Annotated in this window: 16 protein-coding genes; 10 read left to right on the forward strand and 6 right to left on the reverse strand. The window is 62.8% G+C overall.

Annotated features, from left to right (window positions below; genetic code table 11):
- Positions 1-51 precede the first annotated feature (51 nt).
- Both FNZ07_RS22025 and FNZ07_RS22030 read left to right on the forward strand, forming a co-directional pair.
- The gene (locus FNZ07_RS22025) at positions 52-978 is read left to right on the forward strand and encodes a CysB family HTH-type transcriptional regulator (protein WP_091016345.1); all 927 of its coding nucleotides are present in this window, start codon (positions 52-54) and stop codon (positions 976-978) included.
- A gap of 177 nt (positions 979-1,155) precedes the next feature.
- Entirely contained in the window at positions 1,156-2,187 is a 1,032-nt protein-coding gene (locus FNZ07_RS22030; protein WP_091016347.1) for an asparaginase, read from the forward strand.
- Positions 2,188-2,457: 270 nt separating this feature from the next.
- Here the strand turns inward: FNZ07_RS22030 and FNZ07_RS22035 are convergent, their stop codons facing one another.
- The 3 genes from FNZ07_RS22035 to gcl form a co-directional block, all read right to left on the reverse strand.
- On the reverse strand, positions 2,458-3,363 hold the full coding sequence (locus FNZ07_RS22035; protein WP_091016349.1) for a 2-hydroxy-3-oxopropionate reductase: 906 nt from the start codon (positions 3,361-3,363) through the stop codon (positions 2,458-2,460).
- 62 nt (positions 3,364-3,425) lie between these two features.
- Positions 3,426-4,223: a 2-oxo-tetronate isomerase gene (otnI, locus tag FNZ07_RS22040; protein ID WP_091016352.1), complete on the reverse strand. Its 798-nt coding sequence runs from the start codon at positions 4,221-4,223 to the stop codon at positions 3,426-3,428.
- 49 nt (positions 4,224-4,272) lie between these two features.
- Positions 4,273-6,048: a glyoxylate carboligase gene (gene gcl, locus FNZ07_RS22045; protein ID WP_091016356.1), complete on the reverse strand. Its 1,776-nt coding sequence runs from the start codon at positions 6,046-6,048 to the stop codon at positions 4,273-4,275.
- 209 nt (positions 6,049-6,257) lie between these two features.
- On the opposite strand from gcl, the gene FNZ07_RS22050 reads away from it, so the two are divergent.
- The 8 genes from FNZ07_RS22050 to FNZ07_RS22085 all read left to right on the forward strand — a co-directional run bounded on the left by FNZ07_RS22050 (position 6,258) and on the right by FNZ07_RS22085 (position 12,244).
- On the forward strand, positions 6,258-7,169 hold the full coding sequence (locus tag FNZ07_RS22050) for a LysR family transcriptional regulator (protein WP_091016358.1): 912 nt from the start codon (positions 6,258-6,260) through the stop codon (positions 7,167-7,169).
- Positions 7,170-7,415: 246 nt separating this feature from the next.
- Complete coding sequence (gene rpsF, locus FNZ07_RS22055) at positions 7,416-7,787, forward strand: 30S ribosomal protein S6 (protein WP_091016361.1); 372 nt, start codon at positions 7,416-7,418, stop codon at positions 7,785-7,787.
- A gap of 33 nt (positions 7,788-7,820) precedes the next feature.
- Positions 7,821-8,120, forward strand: a complete 300-nt coding sequence (priB, locus tag FNZ07_RS22060) for a primosomal replication protein N (protein ID WP_091016363.1) — start codon at positions 7,821-7,823, stop codon at positions 8,118-8,120.
- 2 nt (positions 8,121-8,122) lie between these two features.
- A complete protein-coding gene (rpsR, locus tag FNZ07_RS22065; protein ID WP_091016365.1) occupies positions 8,123-8,398 on the forward strand; it encodes a 30S ribosomal protein S18 in 276 nt (91 codons plus the stop codon).
- A gap of 27 nt (positions 8,399-8,425) precedes the next feature.
- The gene (gene rplI, locus FNZ07_RS22070) at positions 8,426-8,878 is read left to right on the forward strand and encodes a 50S ribosomal protein L9 (RefSeq protein WP_091016367.1); all 453 of its coding nucleotides are present in this window, start codon (positions 8,426-8,428) and stop codon (positions 8,876-8,878) included.
- 198 nt (positions 8,879-9,076) lie between these two features.
- Complete coding sequence (locus tag FNZ07_RS22075) at positions 9,077-10,462, forward strand: replicative DNA helicase (RefSeq protein WP_091016369.1); 1,386 nt, start codon at positions 9,077-9,079, stop codon at positions 10,460-10,462.
- Between the two features lie 145 nt (positions 10,463-10,607).
- Positions 10,608-11,234, forward strand: coding sequence for a DUF47 domain-containing protein (locus FNZ07_RS22080; protein WP_091016371.1), 627 nt, complete (start codon positions 10,608-10,610; stop codon positions 11,232-11,234).
- Complete coding sequence (locus tag FNZ07_RS22085; RefSeq protein ID WP_091016375.1) at positions 11,234-12,244, forward strand: inorganic phosphate transporter; 1,011 nt, start codon at positions 11,234-11,236, stop codon at positions 12,242-12,244. The genes FNZ07_RS22080 and FNZ07_RS22085 overlap by 1 nt, the downstream gene beginning before the upstream one ends.
- A gap of 68 nt (positions 12,245-12,312) precedes the next feature.
- Here FNZ07_RS22085 and FNZ07_RS22090 read toward each other — a convergent pair whose 3' ends face one another.
- The 3 genes from FNZ07_RS22090 to FNZ07_RS22100 form a co-directional block, all read right to left on the reverse strand.
- Positions 12,313-13,119 (reverse strand): SDR family oxidoreductase, encoded by an 807-nt coding sequence (locus tag FNZ07_RS22090; RefSeq protein ID WP_091016378.1) that lies wholly within the window; start codon positions 13,117-13,119, stop codon positions 12,313-12,315.
- 95 nt (positions 13,120-13,214) lie between these two features.
- Positions 13,215-14,372 (reverse strand): NlpC/P60 family protein, encoded by a 1,158-nt coding sequence (locus FNZ07_RS22095; protein WP_091016380.1) that lies wholly within the window; start codon positions 14,370-14,372, stop codon positions 13,215-13,217.
- 211 nt (positions 14,373-14,583) lie between these two features.
- Positions 14,584-16,407, reverse strand: a complete 1,824-nt coding sequence (locus FNZ07_RS22100; RefSeq protein ID WP_091016383.1) for a PhoH family protein — start codon at positions 16,405-16,407, stop codon at positions 14,584-14,586.
- Positions 16,408-16,497: the final 90 nt, after the last annotated feature.

A 16,497-nucleotide genomic window follows, 5' to 3' on the forward strand; every position in this document is an offset into this window, starting at 1 on the left:
CAAGGATATGATTTCGCTTAATTACACTCTGGCTGACCCGGAGACACACACATGAACTTCCAGCAATTACGCTTCGTGCGCGAGGCCGTGCGCCAGAACATGAACCTGACCGAAGTGGCGAACGTGCTGTACACGTCGCAGTCGGGGGTATCGAAACAGATCAAGGACCTCGAGGACGAACTCGGCGTCGACATCTTCATTCGCCGCGGCAAGCGCCTGACCGGGCTGACCGAACCGGGCAAGGCGGTGCATCAGCTGATCGAGCGGATGCTGCTCGATGCGGAAAACCTGCGCCGCGTCGCCCGCCAGTATGCGGATCAGGACAGCGGCCACCTGGTCGTTGCAACGACCCATACGCAGGCGCGCTACGCGCTGCCGAAGGTGATCCGGCAGTTCACCGAGGTGTTCCCGAAGGTGCATCTCGCGCTGCGCCAGGGCAGCCCGCAACAGATCGCGCAGATGATCATCAACGGCGAAGCGGACATCGGCATCTCGACTGAAGCGCTCGACCGTTACCCGGATATCGTCACGTTTCCGTGCTATTCGTGGCATCACATCGTCGTTGTGCCGAAGGGCCATCCGCTGGTGGGTCGTCCGAACCTGTCGCTCGACGAGATCGCGGAATATCCGATCGTCACCTACGACCAGGACTTCACTGGCCGCTCGCATATCGATCAGGCGTTTGCGAAAGCGGGCGCATTGCCCGACGTCGTGCTGACCGCGATCGATGCCGACGTGATCAAGACTTACGTCGAGCTTGGTATGGGGATCGGCGTGGTGGCGGCAATGGCCTACGATCCGAAGCGCGACACCGAACTCGTCGCGCTCGACACCCAGCATCTGTTCGAGGCGAGCACGACGCGCGTCGGGCTGCGCAAGGGTGCCTTTCTGCGCGCTTACGCATACCGGCTGATCGAGATGTTCGCGCCGCATCTGAACGAAGCTGAAATCGCCGCGCAGTTGCGCGAAGTGGCGTAACCGTAGTAGCGCGGGCTGCGATCGGTTGCGGCTGATCGGGCCGGGCAGGCCGGTCCACACAGATCGGTCCGCGACTGGCCAGGCTCCGACCCGGCGATCCGTTGCATAGCGCTCGTGCAGGTGGCAGGGTAGCCGCGACTATGTGAAGCGCACGGCGCTTCGCTTACAATCGCGGCCATGAACTCATCGATTTCCTTTCCTTCCCACGCAGCGTCGGACACGCTGCCGTGCATCGCCGTGCTCGCGACCGGCGGAACGATCGCCGGCTCGGCGGCCGATCCGGCTAATACCTCCGGTTATCAGGCCGGCGTGGTCGGCGTCGAGCGGCTGCTCTCCGCTGTGCCGGCACTGTCATCGGTGGCACGCGTGCAGGCCGAACAGCTGGCGAGCGTCGACAGCAAGGACATCTCGCTTGCGTTGTGGAGCGCGCTCGCACAACGTGTGAACACGTTGCTCGCCACCGATGGCATCGACGGCGTGGTCATCACACACGGCACCGATACGCTCGAAGAAACCGCGTATCTGCTGCATCTGACCGTGAAAAGCACGAAGCCCGTTGTGTTGACCGCGGCGATGCGGCCGTCGACGTCACTGTCCGCCGACGGCCCGCTCAATCTGCTCAACGCCGTGACCGTCGCGGCGAGCGCCGTGGCGCACGGGCAGGGCGTGATGGTTGCGTTCAACAACCGGATTCATAGCGCGCGAGATATCGTCAAGACGAGCACGTATACGGTCAATGCATTCGAGTCGCCCGAAGTCGGTGTGCTCGGCTGGGTGCAGGACGGTCGAGTCGAGTTTCAGCGTAAGGTCCTGCGGCCGCACACCGTCGATACCGAATTCGTCATCGGCGCGAACTGGCCGCACGTCGAGATCGTCGCGAGTTATGCGGGTGCGTCGCGCATTGCGGTCGATGCACTGGTGACGGCGGGTGTGCGCGGCATCGTCGTAGCGGGCACCGGCAATGGTTCGATTCATACGACCGTGCAGCAGGGCCTCGCCGATGCAGTTGCGCACGGTGTGGCCGTCGTACGGGGATCGCGCGTGGGGTCGGGTCATGTGATGCGCAACGGTGCGGCATCCGACGATGCGCTCGGCTTCATCTCGGCCGGCACGCTCAATCCGTACAAGGCGCGTGTGCTGTTGATGCTGGCACTAGCCGCGGGCGCAGCCGGGCCGGTGGTGCTGCAGCGCGTGTTCGATACGTACTGAGTTATGCATTTGCGCAACCGCGCAGGGCAAAACCGACGGCAAATAAATGCGTTGAAATCCGACAGCCGGACACCCGACGACGACGTCTGACCGACCAAGGCTTCCCCGGCGCCGCCGGGTGCCGCTGCGGACCCCACTGACCGCTCTCAGCCCAGAGCGGTCCGATTTGCCCGTTGCGGTATGCGTGAGCATGTCGCAACGGACGCCCCACCTGTTGTTCCAACGGCGAGACGTGCCGGCGGAACGTTTTTATCGCCTATCGCCGGCCGCTCAAGCCGCTTTCGCTTCCTGCGGCGCCTGCGCGATCTCAAAGTTAGCCATCAACTCAAGCGCGCGAATCATCGCGGAGTGATCCCACGCCTTGCCGCCGTTCGCCGCACACACGCTGAACAGCTGCTGCGCACTCGCCGTGTGCGGCAATGCGATGCCGAGCTTGCGCGCACCGTCGAGCGCGAGATTCAGATCCTTTTGATGCAGCTCGATGCGAAAGCCCGGATTGAACGTGCGCTTCGTCATGCGCTCACCGTGCACTTCGAGAATCCGCGACGATGCAAAACCACCCATCAGCGCACGGCGCACGCGTTCCGGATCGGCACCCGAGCGTGCGGCGAACAATAAAGCTTCCGCGACCGCTTCGATGTTCAGCGCGACGATGATCTGGTTGGCGACCTTGCACGTTTGTCCCGCACCGTTGTCGCCGATCAGCGAGATGTTCTTGCCCATCAGATCGAACAGCGGCTTTGCCGCGTCGAACGATTTCTGCGGACCGCCGACCATGATCGTCAGTGTTGCTTCACGCGCGCCGACTTCGCCGCCCGACACCGGCGCGTCGAGATAGTCGCAACCGAGCGCGTTGATCTTCTTCGCGAAAGCCTGGGTATCGAGCGGCGAGATCGAACTCATGTCGATGACGAGTTTGCCTTTCGTGAGGCCCTTCGCCACGCCGTCGTCGGCGAACAGCACGTTCTCGACATCGGGCGTGTCCGGCACCATCACGATGACGATATCCGCAGCCTGCGCGACAGCCGTCGAATTCGCGACCACGGTGGTTGTTGTGCGCAGATCGTCGGGCACCGGATACGCACCGTTGACGAACAGCGTGTGGCCGCCTTTCAGAAGATTGCGCGCCATGTGCGCGCCCATGATGCCGAGGCCGATGAAACCGATTGTTGCCATGTGTGTCTCCAGGAATAGGTTCGTGCCGATCCGTTACTCGACGGCTCGATGACGCCGCGCGTTCACGCAGTAGCGTGTGTGCGGCCGGCGATGTGTTGCAGCCAGCCGAGGCCCTCGGAAGTGGTGGTGCGCGGTTTGTATTCGCAGCCGACGTAGCCGTCGTAGCCAAGCGAATCGAGCAGATCGAACAGGAACGGGTAGTTGATTTCGCCGGTGCCCGGTTCGTTGCGCCCCGGGTTGTCGGCGAGCTGGATGTGGGCGATCTGCGGCAGGTTCTTTTTGATCGTGGCCGCGAGTTCGCCTTCCATTCGCTGCATGTGATAGATGTCGTATTGCAGGAACAGATTGTCCGAGCCGACTGCGCGGATCACGTCGAGACCTTCCGCCGAGCGGTTCAGCGCAAAGCCCGGAATGTCGTACGCGTTGCACGGCTCGACGAGCAGCTTGATGCGCTCGTTCTTCAACGCCTGCGCAGCGAAGCGCAGGTTATCGACGATCGTCGCGCGCGCGGTGTCGCGATCGACATCGGCCGTCGGAATACCTGCGAGGCAGTTCAGTTGCGGGACTTTCAACGCTTTCGCGTATTCGATCGCGCGACCGACGCCTTCCTGAAACTCGGCGATACGTGCAGGCAGACACGCGATGCCGCGTTCGCCCGCTTCCCAGTTGCCTGCCGGCAGGTTGTGAAGCACCAGCTTCAGCCGATGCTGTTCGAGACGTTCGGCCAGTTCCGCGGCCCGGTACGGATACGGAAACAGGAATTCGACTGCACTGAAGCCGGCGTTTGCCGCGGCCGCGAAGCGGTCGAGGAACGGGACTTCGTTGAACAGCATCGTAAGGTTGGCTGCAAATTTCGGCATGTTGCGGGTTCTCTGTGGTCGGTCAAGGGTAGTGCGAACGCTGCTGCGCTCAATCTTGCAAGGCGACGGCAGTCGGCGCGTCTTCGCGAGTCGTGGCCAGTTCCTCGAACTCGTTGATCGCGTCGATCTCGGCGCCCATCGAGATGTTGGTCACGCGCTCGAGAATCACCTCGACCACGACCGGCACATTGAATTCCGACAGCATCGACTGCGCTTTCTTCAGTGCCGGTGCGATCTCTTCGGGTTTGAACACACGCAGCGCCTTGCAACCGAGACCCTCGGCCACCGCCACGTGATCCACGCCGTAACCGTTCAACTCCGGCGCGTTGACGTTCTCGAAGGCGAGCTGAACGCAGAAGTCCATATCGAATGCACGCTGTGCCTGGCGAATCAGCCCGAGGTACGAGTTGTTCACGACAACGTGCACGTACGGCAGCTTGAACTGCGCACCCACCGCGAGCTCTTCGATCATGAACTGGAAGTCGTAATCGCCGGACAGCGCGACGATCGGCCGCTGCGGGTCGGCGGCACGCACACCGAGCGCCGCCGGAATCGTCCACCCAAGCGGGCCTGCCTGGCCGCAGTTGATCCAGTTGCGTGCCTTGTACACATGCAGAAATTGCGCACCGGCGATCTGCGACAAACCGATCGTGCTGATATAGCAGGTGTCGCGACCGAATACCTTGTTCATCTCTTCGTACACGCGCTGCGGCTTGATCGGCGCGTTATCGAAATGCGTCTTGCGCTGCATCGTGCGCTTGCGCTGCTGGCATTCCTCGACCCATGCACGGCGGTCTTTCAGCTTGCCGGCGCGCTTCCATTCCTCACCGATCTGAACGAACAGTTCGAGCGCGGCCTTCGCATCGGAGACGATGCCGAGATCAGGTCCGAACACGCGACCGATCTGCGTCGGCTCAATATCCACGTGCACGAACTTACGGCCCTTCGTATAAACCTCGACGCTGCCGGTGTGACGGTTGGCCCAGCGGTTGCCGATACCGAGCACGAAATCCGACGCGAGCATCGTCGCGTTGCCGTAGCGGTGCGATGTCTGCAAGCCGACCATGCCGGCCATCAACGGATGATCGTCGGGAATCGCACCCCACGACATCAAGGTCGGCACGACCGGCACGCCGGTGAGTTCGGCGAAGCGCACGAGCAGGTCTTCTGCGGCGGCGTTGAGCACGCCACCACCGGAGACGATCAGCGGCCGGTCTGCGTCGTTCAGCAGCGTGAGCGCCGCTTCGATCTGCTTGCGGGTTGCCTGCGGCTTGTAGATCGGCAGCGGTTCGTAGGTGTCGATGTCGAACTCGATCTCGGCGAGTTGCACGTCGATCGGCAAATCGACCAGCACCGGCCCGGGCCGGCCCGAGCGCATCAAATGAAACGCCTGCTGGAATACGCGCGGCACGAGCGCCGGTTCGCGCACGGTGACCGCCCATTTGGTGACCGGTTTAGCGATCGATTCGATATCGACGGCCTGGAAGTCTTCCTTGTAAAGCCGGGCACGCGGCGCCTGGCCCGTGATCGCGAGGATCGGGATCGAGTCGGCCTGCGCCGAATAGAGACCCGTGATCATGTCGGTGCCCGCCGGCCCGGAGGTGCCGATGCACACGCCGATGTTGCCCGGGGCGGCCCGCGTATAGCCCTCGGCCATATGCGACGCCCCTTCGACGTGGCGCGCCAGCACGTGGCTGATACCGCCGGCTTTGCGTAACGCCGAGTAGAACGGGTTGATCGCGGCGCCGGGCACGCCGAACGCCGTGTCGATGCCTTCTTTTTCGAGCACCAGTACGGCTGCGTCGACGGCTCTCATCTTGGCCATGAAATGTCTCCTTCCTGAATGTCGCGGATGTTGCAAATACCGGGAATGCCTGCAAAGGCTGGTGGAGCGACTTTAGGCCTCACCTAAAGGTTTGATAAGATCAGCGCGGGTCGCTTGTTTCGAAACAAAAAGTATTGAATGATGGCGACACTCCGGCAGCCGGTTCAGGTAGACACCGGCGCCAGGGCACACAGGGAGAGGAGACGACGATGGACCGCTTCAAGCAGATTGAAACCTTCGTGCGCGTCGCGGACGCCGGCAGTCTCGCGGCGGCGGCGCTGGAAGAGGGCGTGTCGCCGGTGATCCTCGGGCGGCGCATCGATGCGCTCGAACAGCGACTCGGCGTGAAGCTGATGTACCGGTCGACGCGGCGGCTCGTCGTCAGCGAGGAGGGCGCGGCGTTCCTCGAACGCTGCCGGGGGCTCCTGACCGAATGGGATCAGGCGGAAAACGAGCTGACAGCGGGGCGCCGCGCGGTGAACGGCCATCTGATCGTGTCGGCGCCGGCCGCCTTCGGACGCAAGCACGTCGCGCCGCTGGCGCCCGCGTTTCTTGCGGACAAGCCCGATTTGCAGGTGTCGTTCAACCTGACCGACCGCGTGGTGGACCTGGTGCGCGAGGGCTACGACCTGTCGATCCGGATCGGCGGATCGGTCGATCCGAATTTCGTGGCGGTGAAGCTTGCATCGAACCGGCGCGTGGTGTGCGGCACGCCGGCGTATTTCAGGAAGCACGGCAAGCCGAAAGCACTCGACGACCTGCCGCAGCACAACTGCCTCGCGTTCAATCTGCAGGGCGGCCAGAACCGCGGCTGGTATTTCCGGCGCAACGGCAAGCTGGTGACGGTGCGGGTCGGCGGCACGCTCGACTGTAACGATGGCGAACTGCTGCACCGCTGGGTATCCGAAGGGCTCGGTCTCGGCTGGCGCTCGACCTGGGAGATCCAGCAGCAGCTTGCGCGCGGCGAACTCGAAACCGTGCTCGACGACTACGCGCTGCCCGACTACGACATTCTCGCGGTCTACCCGCAGCAGCGGTATGTACCGGCCAAAGTGCGCTATTTCATCGACTATCTGAAGGCGGCCTACGCGCGGGCCGACTACTGGAGCAGTGTCGAGTAACAGGCCCCGGTCGAGGCAGCGCAGGCCTTCGCGGGCGCCCCGAGGCTGGATCACGTGCCCGACTGGAGCAGGTGCGACTACCGATGCGGACCCCGTAAGGTCCGCAAGTCGTTGAAAATACGGCCGAATTCACCGCCGATCTGGTGATATCAGTTGCATCCGCCCCCCGATCCAGTTAGAATCTTGGGCTTCTCTCTTGCTACACCGGTTCGACGCCCGGGTGGCTTTAATCCACAAGGAGTGTGTATGCGTCATTATGAAATCGTCTTTATCGTGCACCCCGATCAGAGCGAGCAAGTGCCCGCCATGATCGAGCGTTACAAGTCCACGATCACGTCGCACGGTGGCCAGATCCACCGCATCGAAGACTGGGGCCGCCGTCAGCTGGCCTACATGATCGAGAAACTCGCGAAGGCTCACTACGTCTGCATGAACATCGAGTGCGACCAGACCACGCTCGACGAACTCGAACACGCGTTCAAGTTCAACGATGCCGTTCTGCGTCACCTGATCGTCAAGATGAAGAAGGCCGAAACCGGCCCGTCGCCGATGATGAAGGAAGTGCAGCGCGAAGAAGCCAAGAAGGCGGCTGCCCAGCCGTCCGAAGCGCAGGCTTAAAGAACCAAGCCATCAGGAAAGCATATCGCTGACGTGAACAGGCTGCAGCTCAAGGCGAGCGTCGTTGAACGCGAACCGGTGCGGTACACCCCCGCCGGCGTTCCGATCGCAAGCTGTACGCTGCACCACCGTGCCGAAGTCGTCGAAGCGGGCATTGCCCGGCAAGTTGAACTGACGATGCAGGCGGTGGCAGCCGGTGAAGCGAGCGGCAAGCTGGAAAACTGCGAGATGGGCGTCGAAACGCTCTTCACCGGTTTCCTGGCGAAAAAAAGCCGCAATGCGAGAACCCTGGTGTTTCACATCACAGAATTGCAGGACACAGGAAAGGACTAATCATGCCCCGCCCGACTGGTAAGAAATTCGACAAGCGTCGTCAGCAACAAAACCCGCTCTTCAAGCGCAAGAAGTTCTGCCGTTTCACGGCTGCTGGTGTCGATCAGATCGACTACAAGGACATCGAAACGCTGAAGGACTTCATCGGCGAAAACGGCAAGATCACGCCGGCGCGTCTGACGGGTACCAAGGCCCACTATCAACGTCAGCTGGATACGGCTATCAAGCGCGCGCGTTTCCTCGCGCTGGTGCAGTACACCGACCAGCACAAGGCCTAACCCGACGACGCTACAAGGAGCATCCGAATGCAGATCATTCTTCTCGAAAAAGTCGTCAACGTGGGTAACCTCGGCGACATCGTCAAGGTCAAGGACGGTTACGCACGTAACTTCCTGATCCCGAAAAAGCAGGCTCGCCGTGCCACGAAGACCGCGATCGCCGAATTCGAAGTCCGCCGCGCGGAACTCGAAAAGGTCGCCGCTGAAAAGCTGGCAGCCGCTCAGGCTCAAGGCGAAAAGCTGGCCGGTTCGACCGTCCAGATCGCACAGAAGGCTGGTGTCGACGGTCGTCTGTTCGGCTCGGTCACGAACGCCGACATCGCCGCAGCACTCGGCAAGCAAGGCTTCGCTGTCGAAAAGGCGCAAGTGCGTCTGCCGGAAGGTCCGCTCAAGCTGGTCGGCGACCATCCGGTGCAAGTCTCGCTGCACACCGACGTGCTGGTCGACGTCACGGTGTCGGTGCTGGGCGAACACGTTTAAGCCGGTTCTGGCTGGCGTGCGCCGACCGGGCAGTCCGCCCGGGCCGTGTGGACGTAGCCAGGTACGGTAGGCAGGAGTCGCTCTAGCCTCGCGCTAGAGCAGAGGCAGGGGCCGGGAAACCGGCCCCTGCCTTTTTTGTTTGCTACAGGGTTTGGAAACCGTTCCTCCCAGCGCCGGTTTGCCCGATAATTCCTCCCCATGAACGCACCGAAAGATCCCCAAATCGAATCGCTGAAGGTTCCGCCGCATTCGATCGAGGCCGAGCAATCGGTACTCGGCGGTTTGCTGCTGGACAACGCCGCGTGGGACCGCATCGCGGATTTTCTGTCTCAGGGCGATTTCTATCGCTACGACCACCGGATCATCTACGAACACATCGGGCGCCTGATCGCGGCGACCCGTCCCGCGGACGTGATCACGGTCTACGAGGCGCTCGGCACGGCAGGCAAGGCCGACGATGTGGGTGGTCTCGCTTACCTGAATGCGCTGGCGCAGAACACGCCGAGCGCGGCGAACATCCGGCGTTATGCGGAAATCGTGCGTGACCGGGCGGTGCTACGCCGGCTCGTGTCGGTGGCGGATGAAATTTCCGCCGACGCGTTCAACCCGCAGGGCAAGGAAGTCCGGCAATTGCTGGACGAAGCGGAATCGAAGGTGTTTTCGATTGCCGAGGATGGTGCCCGCGGTACTCAGGGCTTTCTCGAGATCGGGCCGCTGCTCACGCAGGTCGTGGAGCGGATCGATACGCTTTATCACACGGCGAATCCCAGCGACGTAACCGGTACGCCTACCGGCTTCGTCGATCTCGACCGGATGACGTCGGGGATGCACGGTGGGGAACTGATCATCGTGGCGGGTCGGCCGTCAATGGGAAAAACCGCATTTTCTATGAACATCGGCGAATACGTCGCAGTCGAGTACGGATTGCCGGTCGCGGTGTTCTCGATGGAAATGCCGGGTACGCAGCTGACCATGCGGATGCTCGGCTCGGTCGGCCGGCTCGACCAACACCGCATGCGTACCGGCCGGCTGACCGACGAAGACTGGCCGAAGCTCACGCACGCGGTGCAGAAGATGAGCGAGGCGCAAATGTTCATCGATGAAACCGGTGGGCTGAACCCGATGGAATTGCGCTCGCGCGCGCGGCGCCTGTCGCGGCAATGCGGCAAGCTCGGGTTGATCATCGTCGACTACCTGCAGCTGATGAGCGGATCGTCTTCGCAGGGCGAAAACCGTGCAACTGAAATCTCCGAAATCTCACGTTCGCTAAAGAGCCTTGCCAAAGAGCTCGACGTGCCGGTCATTGCGCTGTCGCAGCTGAATCGCGGCCTCGAACAGCGGCCCAACAAACGTCCGATCATGTCAGACCTGCGCGAGTCGGGCGCCATCGAACAGGACGCGGACATCATCCTGTTCATCTATCGCGACGAAGTCTACAACCCGGACAGTCCCGACAAAGGCACCGCCGAAATCATCATCGGCAAGCAGCGGAATGGTCCGATCGGGCCTGTTCGCCTCACGTTCCACGGTCAATATACGAAGTTCGACAATTTTGCCGGCGCGCAGAATTTCTACAGCGAATAACCGAAGCGTCGGGAGCGGCACGGAGAGCCGCTATGCGTGGTGAATGGCCACGATGGAGTGACACAGAGAGTGCCGCAACCGTCCCACACCGGTACAATGTTGCGGTTTTATGTCAGCCATCACGTGACCATTTACCGGGATTTCCATGTTCGGTCGATTTATGCCCACCGAGGGCAAGTTCTTTGAAATATTTAATGAGCACGCCAAGTACATCGTTTCGGCGAGCCGCGAACTCGAACTGCTGATCGACAATCTCGCTGACGCGGAGATTCACAAGCAGAACGTGCAAACCGCCGAGAAAGCCGCCGACAAGCTCACGCACGAAACCATCGACCTGCTGCACAAGACCTTCATCACGCCGCTCGACCGCGACGAAATCCACAAGCTGATCACCACGATGGACGACATCCTCGACCTGATGGAGGACGTTGCCACGACCATTTCGCTGTACGACGTGCAGGCGGTCACCTCCGAAGCGAGCCAGCTCGCGCACATCTGCACCGCCACGGCCGAGCGTGTGCAGGCCGCGGTCGCGATGCTGTCCGACATGAAGCAGGCGAGCCAGATCCTCAAGGTCTGTGAGGAGATCGACCGGCTCGAATCGGAAGCCGACAGCGTGCTGCGCTCCGCGATGTCGAAGCTCTTCCGTGAAGAAGACGACGTCAAGACGCTGATCAAACTGAAGGCCGTCTACGAACTGCTCGAGCTGATCACCGACAAGTGCGAGGACGTCGCGAACATCCTTGAAGGCATCGTGCTGGAAAACGCCTGATGCATTCGATTCAACTCGCCATCTGGGTGGTGGCCACGCTCGTCGTCGTCGCGCTCGTCTTCGATTTCATGAACGGTTTCCACGACGCGGCGAATTCGATCGCAACCGTCGTGTCGACCGGCGTGCTGAAGCCACAGCAGGCCGTGGCGTTTGCGGCCGCGTTCAATGTCATCGCCTATTTCGTCTTCCATCTGAAAGTCGCACAGACCGTCGGCAAAGGGACGATCGATCCCGCTATCGTCGATCACTACGTCGTGTTCGGTGCGCTGATCGGCGCGATCGGCTGGAACATCGTCACGTGGTATTACGGCATTCCGTCGAGTTCGTCGCATGCGTTGATCGGCGGCCTGGTCGGTGCGGCGCTCGCCAAATCGGGGTGGGGCGCGCTTAACGTCGACGGCCTGCTGAAAACCGTTGCGTTTATTTTCCTGTCGCCGTTGCTCGGTTTCGTGCTTGGTTCGTTCTTCATGTTGGCGGTCTCGTGGATTTACTTCCGCACGCCACCTAGCAAGGTCGACCGGCGGTTTCGCCGGCTGCAGCTGATTTCTGCGGGCCTCTATAGCCTCGGCCACGGTGGCAACGATGCGCAGAAAACCATCGGCATCATCTGGATGCTGCTGATCGCCACGGGTTACGCAGCAAGTACCGCCGACGCGCCGCCGTTGTGGGTGATCGGTGCGTGCTATCTGTCGATGGGGCTCGGCACGCTGTTCGGCGGCTGGCGCATCGTGCGCACGATGGGGCAGAAGATCACCAAGCTGAAACCGGTCGGCGGCTTCTGTGCCGAATCGGGTGGCGCGATCACGCTGTTTCTGGCTTCGTGGCTCGGCATCCCGGTGTCGACGACGCATACCATCACCGGCGCTATCGTCGGTGTCGGCGCAACGCGGAAGCTGAGTGCGGTGCGTTGGGGTGTCGCAGGCAATATCGTCTGGGCCTGGGTGCTGACGATTCCCGCGTCTGCGCTGCTGGCGGCGGTCGGGTGGTGGCTGGGGCACCGGCTGCTGTGAGCTTTGCGCGGGTTTAGTAAAGCGGTAGCGGACCGGCGTCCTGTCTTGGGCGCCGGCCACCATCAAAATCAGATCAGCGGCGTACTCCCGCCATCCATCGGCACGATCGCACCGGTCACATAGCTCGCGCGGCGGCTCGCCAGAAACAGCGCGACGTCCGCAATTTCCTCCGGCTTCGCATAGCGCCCGAGCGGCACACGTGCTTCGCTGCGCGCCTGTGCCTCCGCGACCTCGATGCATTGCTTGTCGGCGTCCATCTTCAGTACTTCTTCGACCCGCTCGGTCAGCGTGGCGCCCGGGTTGATCGCATTGATCCGGATGCCGTAGCGCGCATAGTAATGCGCGAGCCCAACGGTTGCGAGCATCAGTGCGGCATTCGCCGCGCCGCCCGCGATGTGGATATCGCTTGCGACCTTGCCGCCCATCCCGATGATATTGACGATCGTGCCAGGCTCCTTCGCGTGGCCACCTTTGACCCGCTCGGCCATCCGGCGCAGCACTTCCTGCTGTGGGTAGATGTAGGGAAAGTACTTCGCCTCCATCGTCGCGCGGAACGCGTCAGCGTCGAGCAATTCTGGATCGTAGCGGCGCGCGGCGCCGGCGCTGTTGATCAGGATGTCGATCGGACCAACCGCGGTGGTCGCGTCTTCGACGACATCGGCGGCGCTGTGCGGGTCGTGCAGATCGGCGCGCGTGAGGTGCACATGCAGCCCTTCGCTCGCGAGCTGCTCGCGGGCCCGCGCGAGATTGGCCGGATCGCGCGACACGATCGCGACTTTGGCGCCTTCCAGTGCGAAGGCACGCGCACACGCCAGGCCAATGCCCTTGCTGCCACCGGTAATCAGAACCACTTTGTTTGCAAGCGCGAGATCCATCGCCGTCACTCCGCAGTCGAGGGGAATAACGAAAACGATAGCAGAGCTGTGATGACTCCGTACGCGAACTAGCCGGCCAATGGGCCGGTTGCGTGTCAGTCGCTGCCGTTGGCGAAGCGGGCGATCGGGTCGTCGCCGGTCTGGGTGGGGGCGGGGATCGGACGCGAGGCCGTCGACGCGCGCATGATCTGCACGCTTTCCGCCGTACCGGTTCGGCGCGCCTGTTGCGCCTGGCGGACTGCGACGGAGGCGGGCGGGGGCGGCTCGAATGCGTCGGCGGCGGCGTCGATCGGGTCCGCCGGCTGCCGTGTGGTGGCAATCGCCGGATTGGTTTGCACAGCGGTGCTGGCAGCAGGAATGGTTTCCGTGGCGGCCACTGCGTTGCTGTTCGGCATCGAAGCAGGCTCAACCGGCGGTGCCGATGCCGTTGGCGGTGTCACTGCACCCGCAGCACGGGCCTGCATCTGCGCGGCACTCATGCCCGGAGGAGGCGGCTCGAACGGATCGGCGGAGGCTGACGCGGATGCGGACGCCGTGGCGGCCGTAGACGCCGCACTCGCTGTCAGCGGCGGCTGGCTGGACACGGCACGCATCGTCGGCGCAGCGGGTGGCAGAATCGCTTGCGGCACGGCGGCAGCCACCGTGGCTTGCGCCACCGGTGCAGCACGCTCCGGTACCGTCGAGGCCTGATACACCGGCGTATCGAACGGCGCGGTCTTCGCCGGCGCAACCCGGCGGATACCGTCGAAGCGCTTGGCCCAGTACGGATTGGTCAGGTAATCGATGCGCACCGTGCCACCCGTCGACGGCGCGTTGACGAAGCGCAGTTTGCCGACATAGATGCCCACATGCGAATGCGGCCGGCCGGTCGTATTGAAGAAAATCAGGTCGCCGGGCGCAACTTCGTCGGGTTCGATCGTTTCACCGCGGCCGCTCATGTCGGCGGTCGTGCGCGGCAGATTCACCGAGGCGGCCCGATCCACCACGTAGCGCACGAGCCCGCTGCAATCGAATCCGGCCTCCGGCGTGTTACCGCCCCAGCGGTACGGAATGCCGACGAGGCTCATCGCCTGGATCGAGATTTCCTCGCGTCCGACGCTGTGATCGACGAAGTTGGGGAAACCGGGCGGGGTGGTGCGGTAGGCGTTGCCGGCTACCGGCGCGCTGCTCGGGCTGCGCGAGATACGCTGCGGTGCACTGGAGCACGCGGCGAGCAGCACGACGATCAGCAGCGAAAATCCGAGTCTGCGCATGAAAAGCACGGGCGAGCTAAACGCTCGCTTAAGGCGGACGATGAGCGGATGGTAGCCCGTCCGGGGCGGCTCCGGCAAGAAAAGTTGATAAATTACTTGAAGTTTACGCGCTAAGTGTTGCTCGGTGGTTGGTCAAATGGGTGGCTGCAAACGAAAAAAACCGCGCCCGGCATTACACCGGGCGCGGTTTTGTACGGCTTTCCAGCCGCGACTACAGGATGTCGGACGCGTAATCGGCCAGCCGTGAGCGCTCGCCGCGGGCGAGTGTCACATGACCGCTGTGCGCCCAGCCCTTGAACCGATCGACCACGTACGTGAGCCCCGAACTGCCTTCCGTCAGGTACGGCGTATCGATCTGCGCAATATTGCCGAGGCAGATGATCTTCGTACCGGGACCGGCCCGTGTGACCAGCGTCTTCATCTGCTTCGGCGTCAGGTTCTGCGCCTCGTCGATGATCAGGTACTTGTCGACGAAGGTCCGGCCGCGCATGAAGTTCATGCTCTTGATCTTCAGGCGCGAGCGGATCAGCTCCTGGGTGGCGGCGCGGCCCCATTCACCGGCGGCATCGTCGGTTTTCTGCAGGACTTCGAGGTTATCGTCGAATGCGCCCATCCACGGCTGCATCTTCTCTTCCTCGGTGCCCGGCAGGAAGCCGATGTCTTCGCCGACCGGCACCGTGGCGCGCGTGACGATGATCTCGTTGTAACGCTTCTCGTCGAGCACCTGCGCAAGACCGGCCGCCAGCGCGACCAGCGTCTTGCCGGTACCTGCCTGGCCGAGCAGCGTGACGAAATCGATGTCCGGATTCATCAGCAGGTTCAGCGCGAAGTTCTGCTCGCGGTTACGCGCCGTGATGCCCCACACGTTGTTCTTGTGGTGGCCGTAGTCGCGCAGCGTCTGCAGCAGCGCGGTCTTGCCGTTCAGCTCGCGCACGAGCGCATGGAAGGCCGGTTCGCCGTTCTGCGGTTCGAGAAAGACGAACTCGTTGACGAGCATCGACGCGCACAGCGGGCCGGTGACCCGGTAGTAGGTCGTGCCGGTCTTCGTGTCCTGCCAGCTTTCCATCCCCTTCGCGTGCTTCGTCCAGAAGTCCTGCGGCAGGGCGCGGATACCCGTATAGAGCAGGTCCTTGTCTTCCAGAACCTGGTCGTTGAAGTAGTCTTCGGCGGGCAGGCTGAGCGCGTGCGCCTTGATGCGCATGTTGATGTCTTTCGACACCAGCACGACCTGGCGATCCGCGCGGTCGCGTTGCAGCGCGCGCACGACACCGAGAATCTGGTTGTCGGCCTTGCCTTCCGGCAGACCTTCGACCGGCTCGATGTGCGTCAGCGTGGTCTGGAAGTACAGGTTACCGGCGGCTTCCCGGCTACCGAGGCGCGACAGCGGAATCCCCGCGGAGATCTCGCCCGCGTTGGCCACCAGCGCATCGAGCGTGCGGCTGACCTGACGAGCGTTACGCGCGACTTCCGACATCCCCTTTTTGTGGTTATCGAGTTCTTCGAGCGTCATCATCGGCAGATAGACGTCGTGTTCCTCGAAACGGAACAGGCAGGTCGGATCGTGCATCAGCACGTTGGTGTCGAGTACGAACAGCTTGCGGACTTCGACTGCGCCAGTCTGCTTGCCGTTTTTCTTCTCGGTGCCGCGCGGGGCCGGTGCCCGGGCGGTCGGCGCAACGGCTGCCGGTTGCCGGGGCGAGCGCGCGACGACGGGTTCGACCACCGGTTCGGCTTCCGGGCGCGCGGCAGGCACCGGTTGCAGCAATGCAGCGGTCTGGCGGGATTTCTTCCCACGAGCCTGCGCAGCCGGTTCGGCCGCGGCCGCGGGGACGGGGTGCAACGTGGTGGCGGCGTTGGCCGCGTGGGTCATCGGAGCGGCGACGTTCGCCGGAGCATATTCGGCCGACGTCACAGACGTGGCCGGCTCGGCGGCGTTGCCCGGCTTTCTGGCGGATTTGGCCGGTTGGGCTTTGGCCTTGTATTCGTCAGGCGGCAACAGATTGCCGAGCTTGCTGGGCGGGGTAGGCAAAGGCATGGTTTCCCTCGAAGAAATCGGGTCGCATATCGTGCGCCGCCTGTCGCATCCTGCCGGTGCCCATGCTGCGCACGCAGTTTGCGCCCGGAG

It is taken from the genome of Paraburkholderia megapolitana (genome assembly GCF_007556815.1).
In the GTDB taxonomy this organism is placed as follows: domain Bacteria; phylum Pseudomonadota; class Gammaproteobacteria; order Burkholderiales; family Burkholderiaceae; genus Paraburkholderia; species Paraburkholderia megapolitana.

Excerpts from the sequence above, each read along its gene's own strand:
- FNZ07_RS22025 (WP_091016345.1), top strand. The coding sequence starts at position 52 with ATGAACTTCCAGCAATTACGCTTCGTGCGCGAGGCCGTGCGCCAGAAC.
- FNZ07_RS22030 (WP_091016347.1), top strand. The coding sequence starts at position 1,156 with ATGAACTCATCGATTTCCTTTCCTTCCCACGCAGCGTCGGACACGCTG.
- FNZ07_RS22035 (WP_091016349.1), bottom strand. The coding sequence starts at position 3,363 with ATGGCAACAATCGGTTTCATCGGCCTCGGCATCATGGGCGCGCACATG.
- otnI (WP_091016352.1), bottom strand. The coding sequence starts at position 4,223 with ATGCCGAAATTTGCAGCCAACCTTACGATGCTGTTCAACGAAGTCCCG.
- gcl (WP_091016356.1), bottom strand. The coding sequence starts at position 6,048 with ATGGCCAAGATGAGAGCCGTCGACGCAGCCGTACTGGTGCTCGAAAAA.
- FNZ07_RS22050 (WP_091016358.1), top strand. The coding sequence starts at position 6,258 with ATGGACCGCTTCAAGCAGATTGAAACCTTCGTGCGCGTCGCGGACGCC.
- rpsF (WP_091016361.1), top strand. The coding sequence starts at position 7,416 with ATGCGTCATTATGAAATCGTCTTTATCGTGCACCCCGATCAGAGCGAG.
- rpsR (WP_091016365.1), top strand. The coding sequence starts at position 8,123 with ATGCCCCGCCCGACTGGTAAGAAATTCGACAAGCGTCGTCAGCAACAA.
- rplI (WP_091016367.1), top strand. The coding sequence starts at position 8,426 with ATGCAGATCATTCTTCTCGAAAAAGTCGTCAACGTGGGTAACCTCGGC.
- FNZ07_RS22075 (WP_091016369.1), top strand. The coding sequence starts at position 9,077 with ATGAACGCACCGAAAGATCCCCAAATCGAATCGCTGAAGGTTCCGCCG.
- FNZ07_RS22080 (WP_091016371.1), top strand. The coding sequence starts at position 10,608 with ATGTTCGGTCGATTTATGCCCACCGAGGGCAAGTTCTTTGAAATATTT.
- FNZ07_RS22085 (WP_091016375.1), top strand. The coding sequence starts at position 11,234 with ATGCATTCGATTCAACTCGCCATCTGGGTGGTGGCCACGCTCGTCGTC.
- FNZ07_RS22090 (WP_091016378.1), bottom strand. The coding sequence starts at position 13,119 with ATGGATCTCGCGCTTGCAAACAAAGTGGTTCTGATTACCGGTGGCAGC.
- FNZ07_RS22095 (WP_091016380.1), bottom strand. The coding sequence starts at position 14,372 with ATGCGCAGACTCGGATTTTCGCTGCTGATCGTCGTGCTGCTCGCCGCG.
- FNZ07_RS22100 (WP_091016383.1), bottom strand. The coding sequence starts at position 16,407 with ATGCCTTTGCCTACCCCGCCCAGCAAGCTCGGCAATCTGTTGCCGCCT.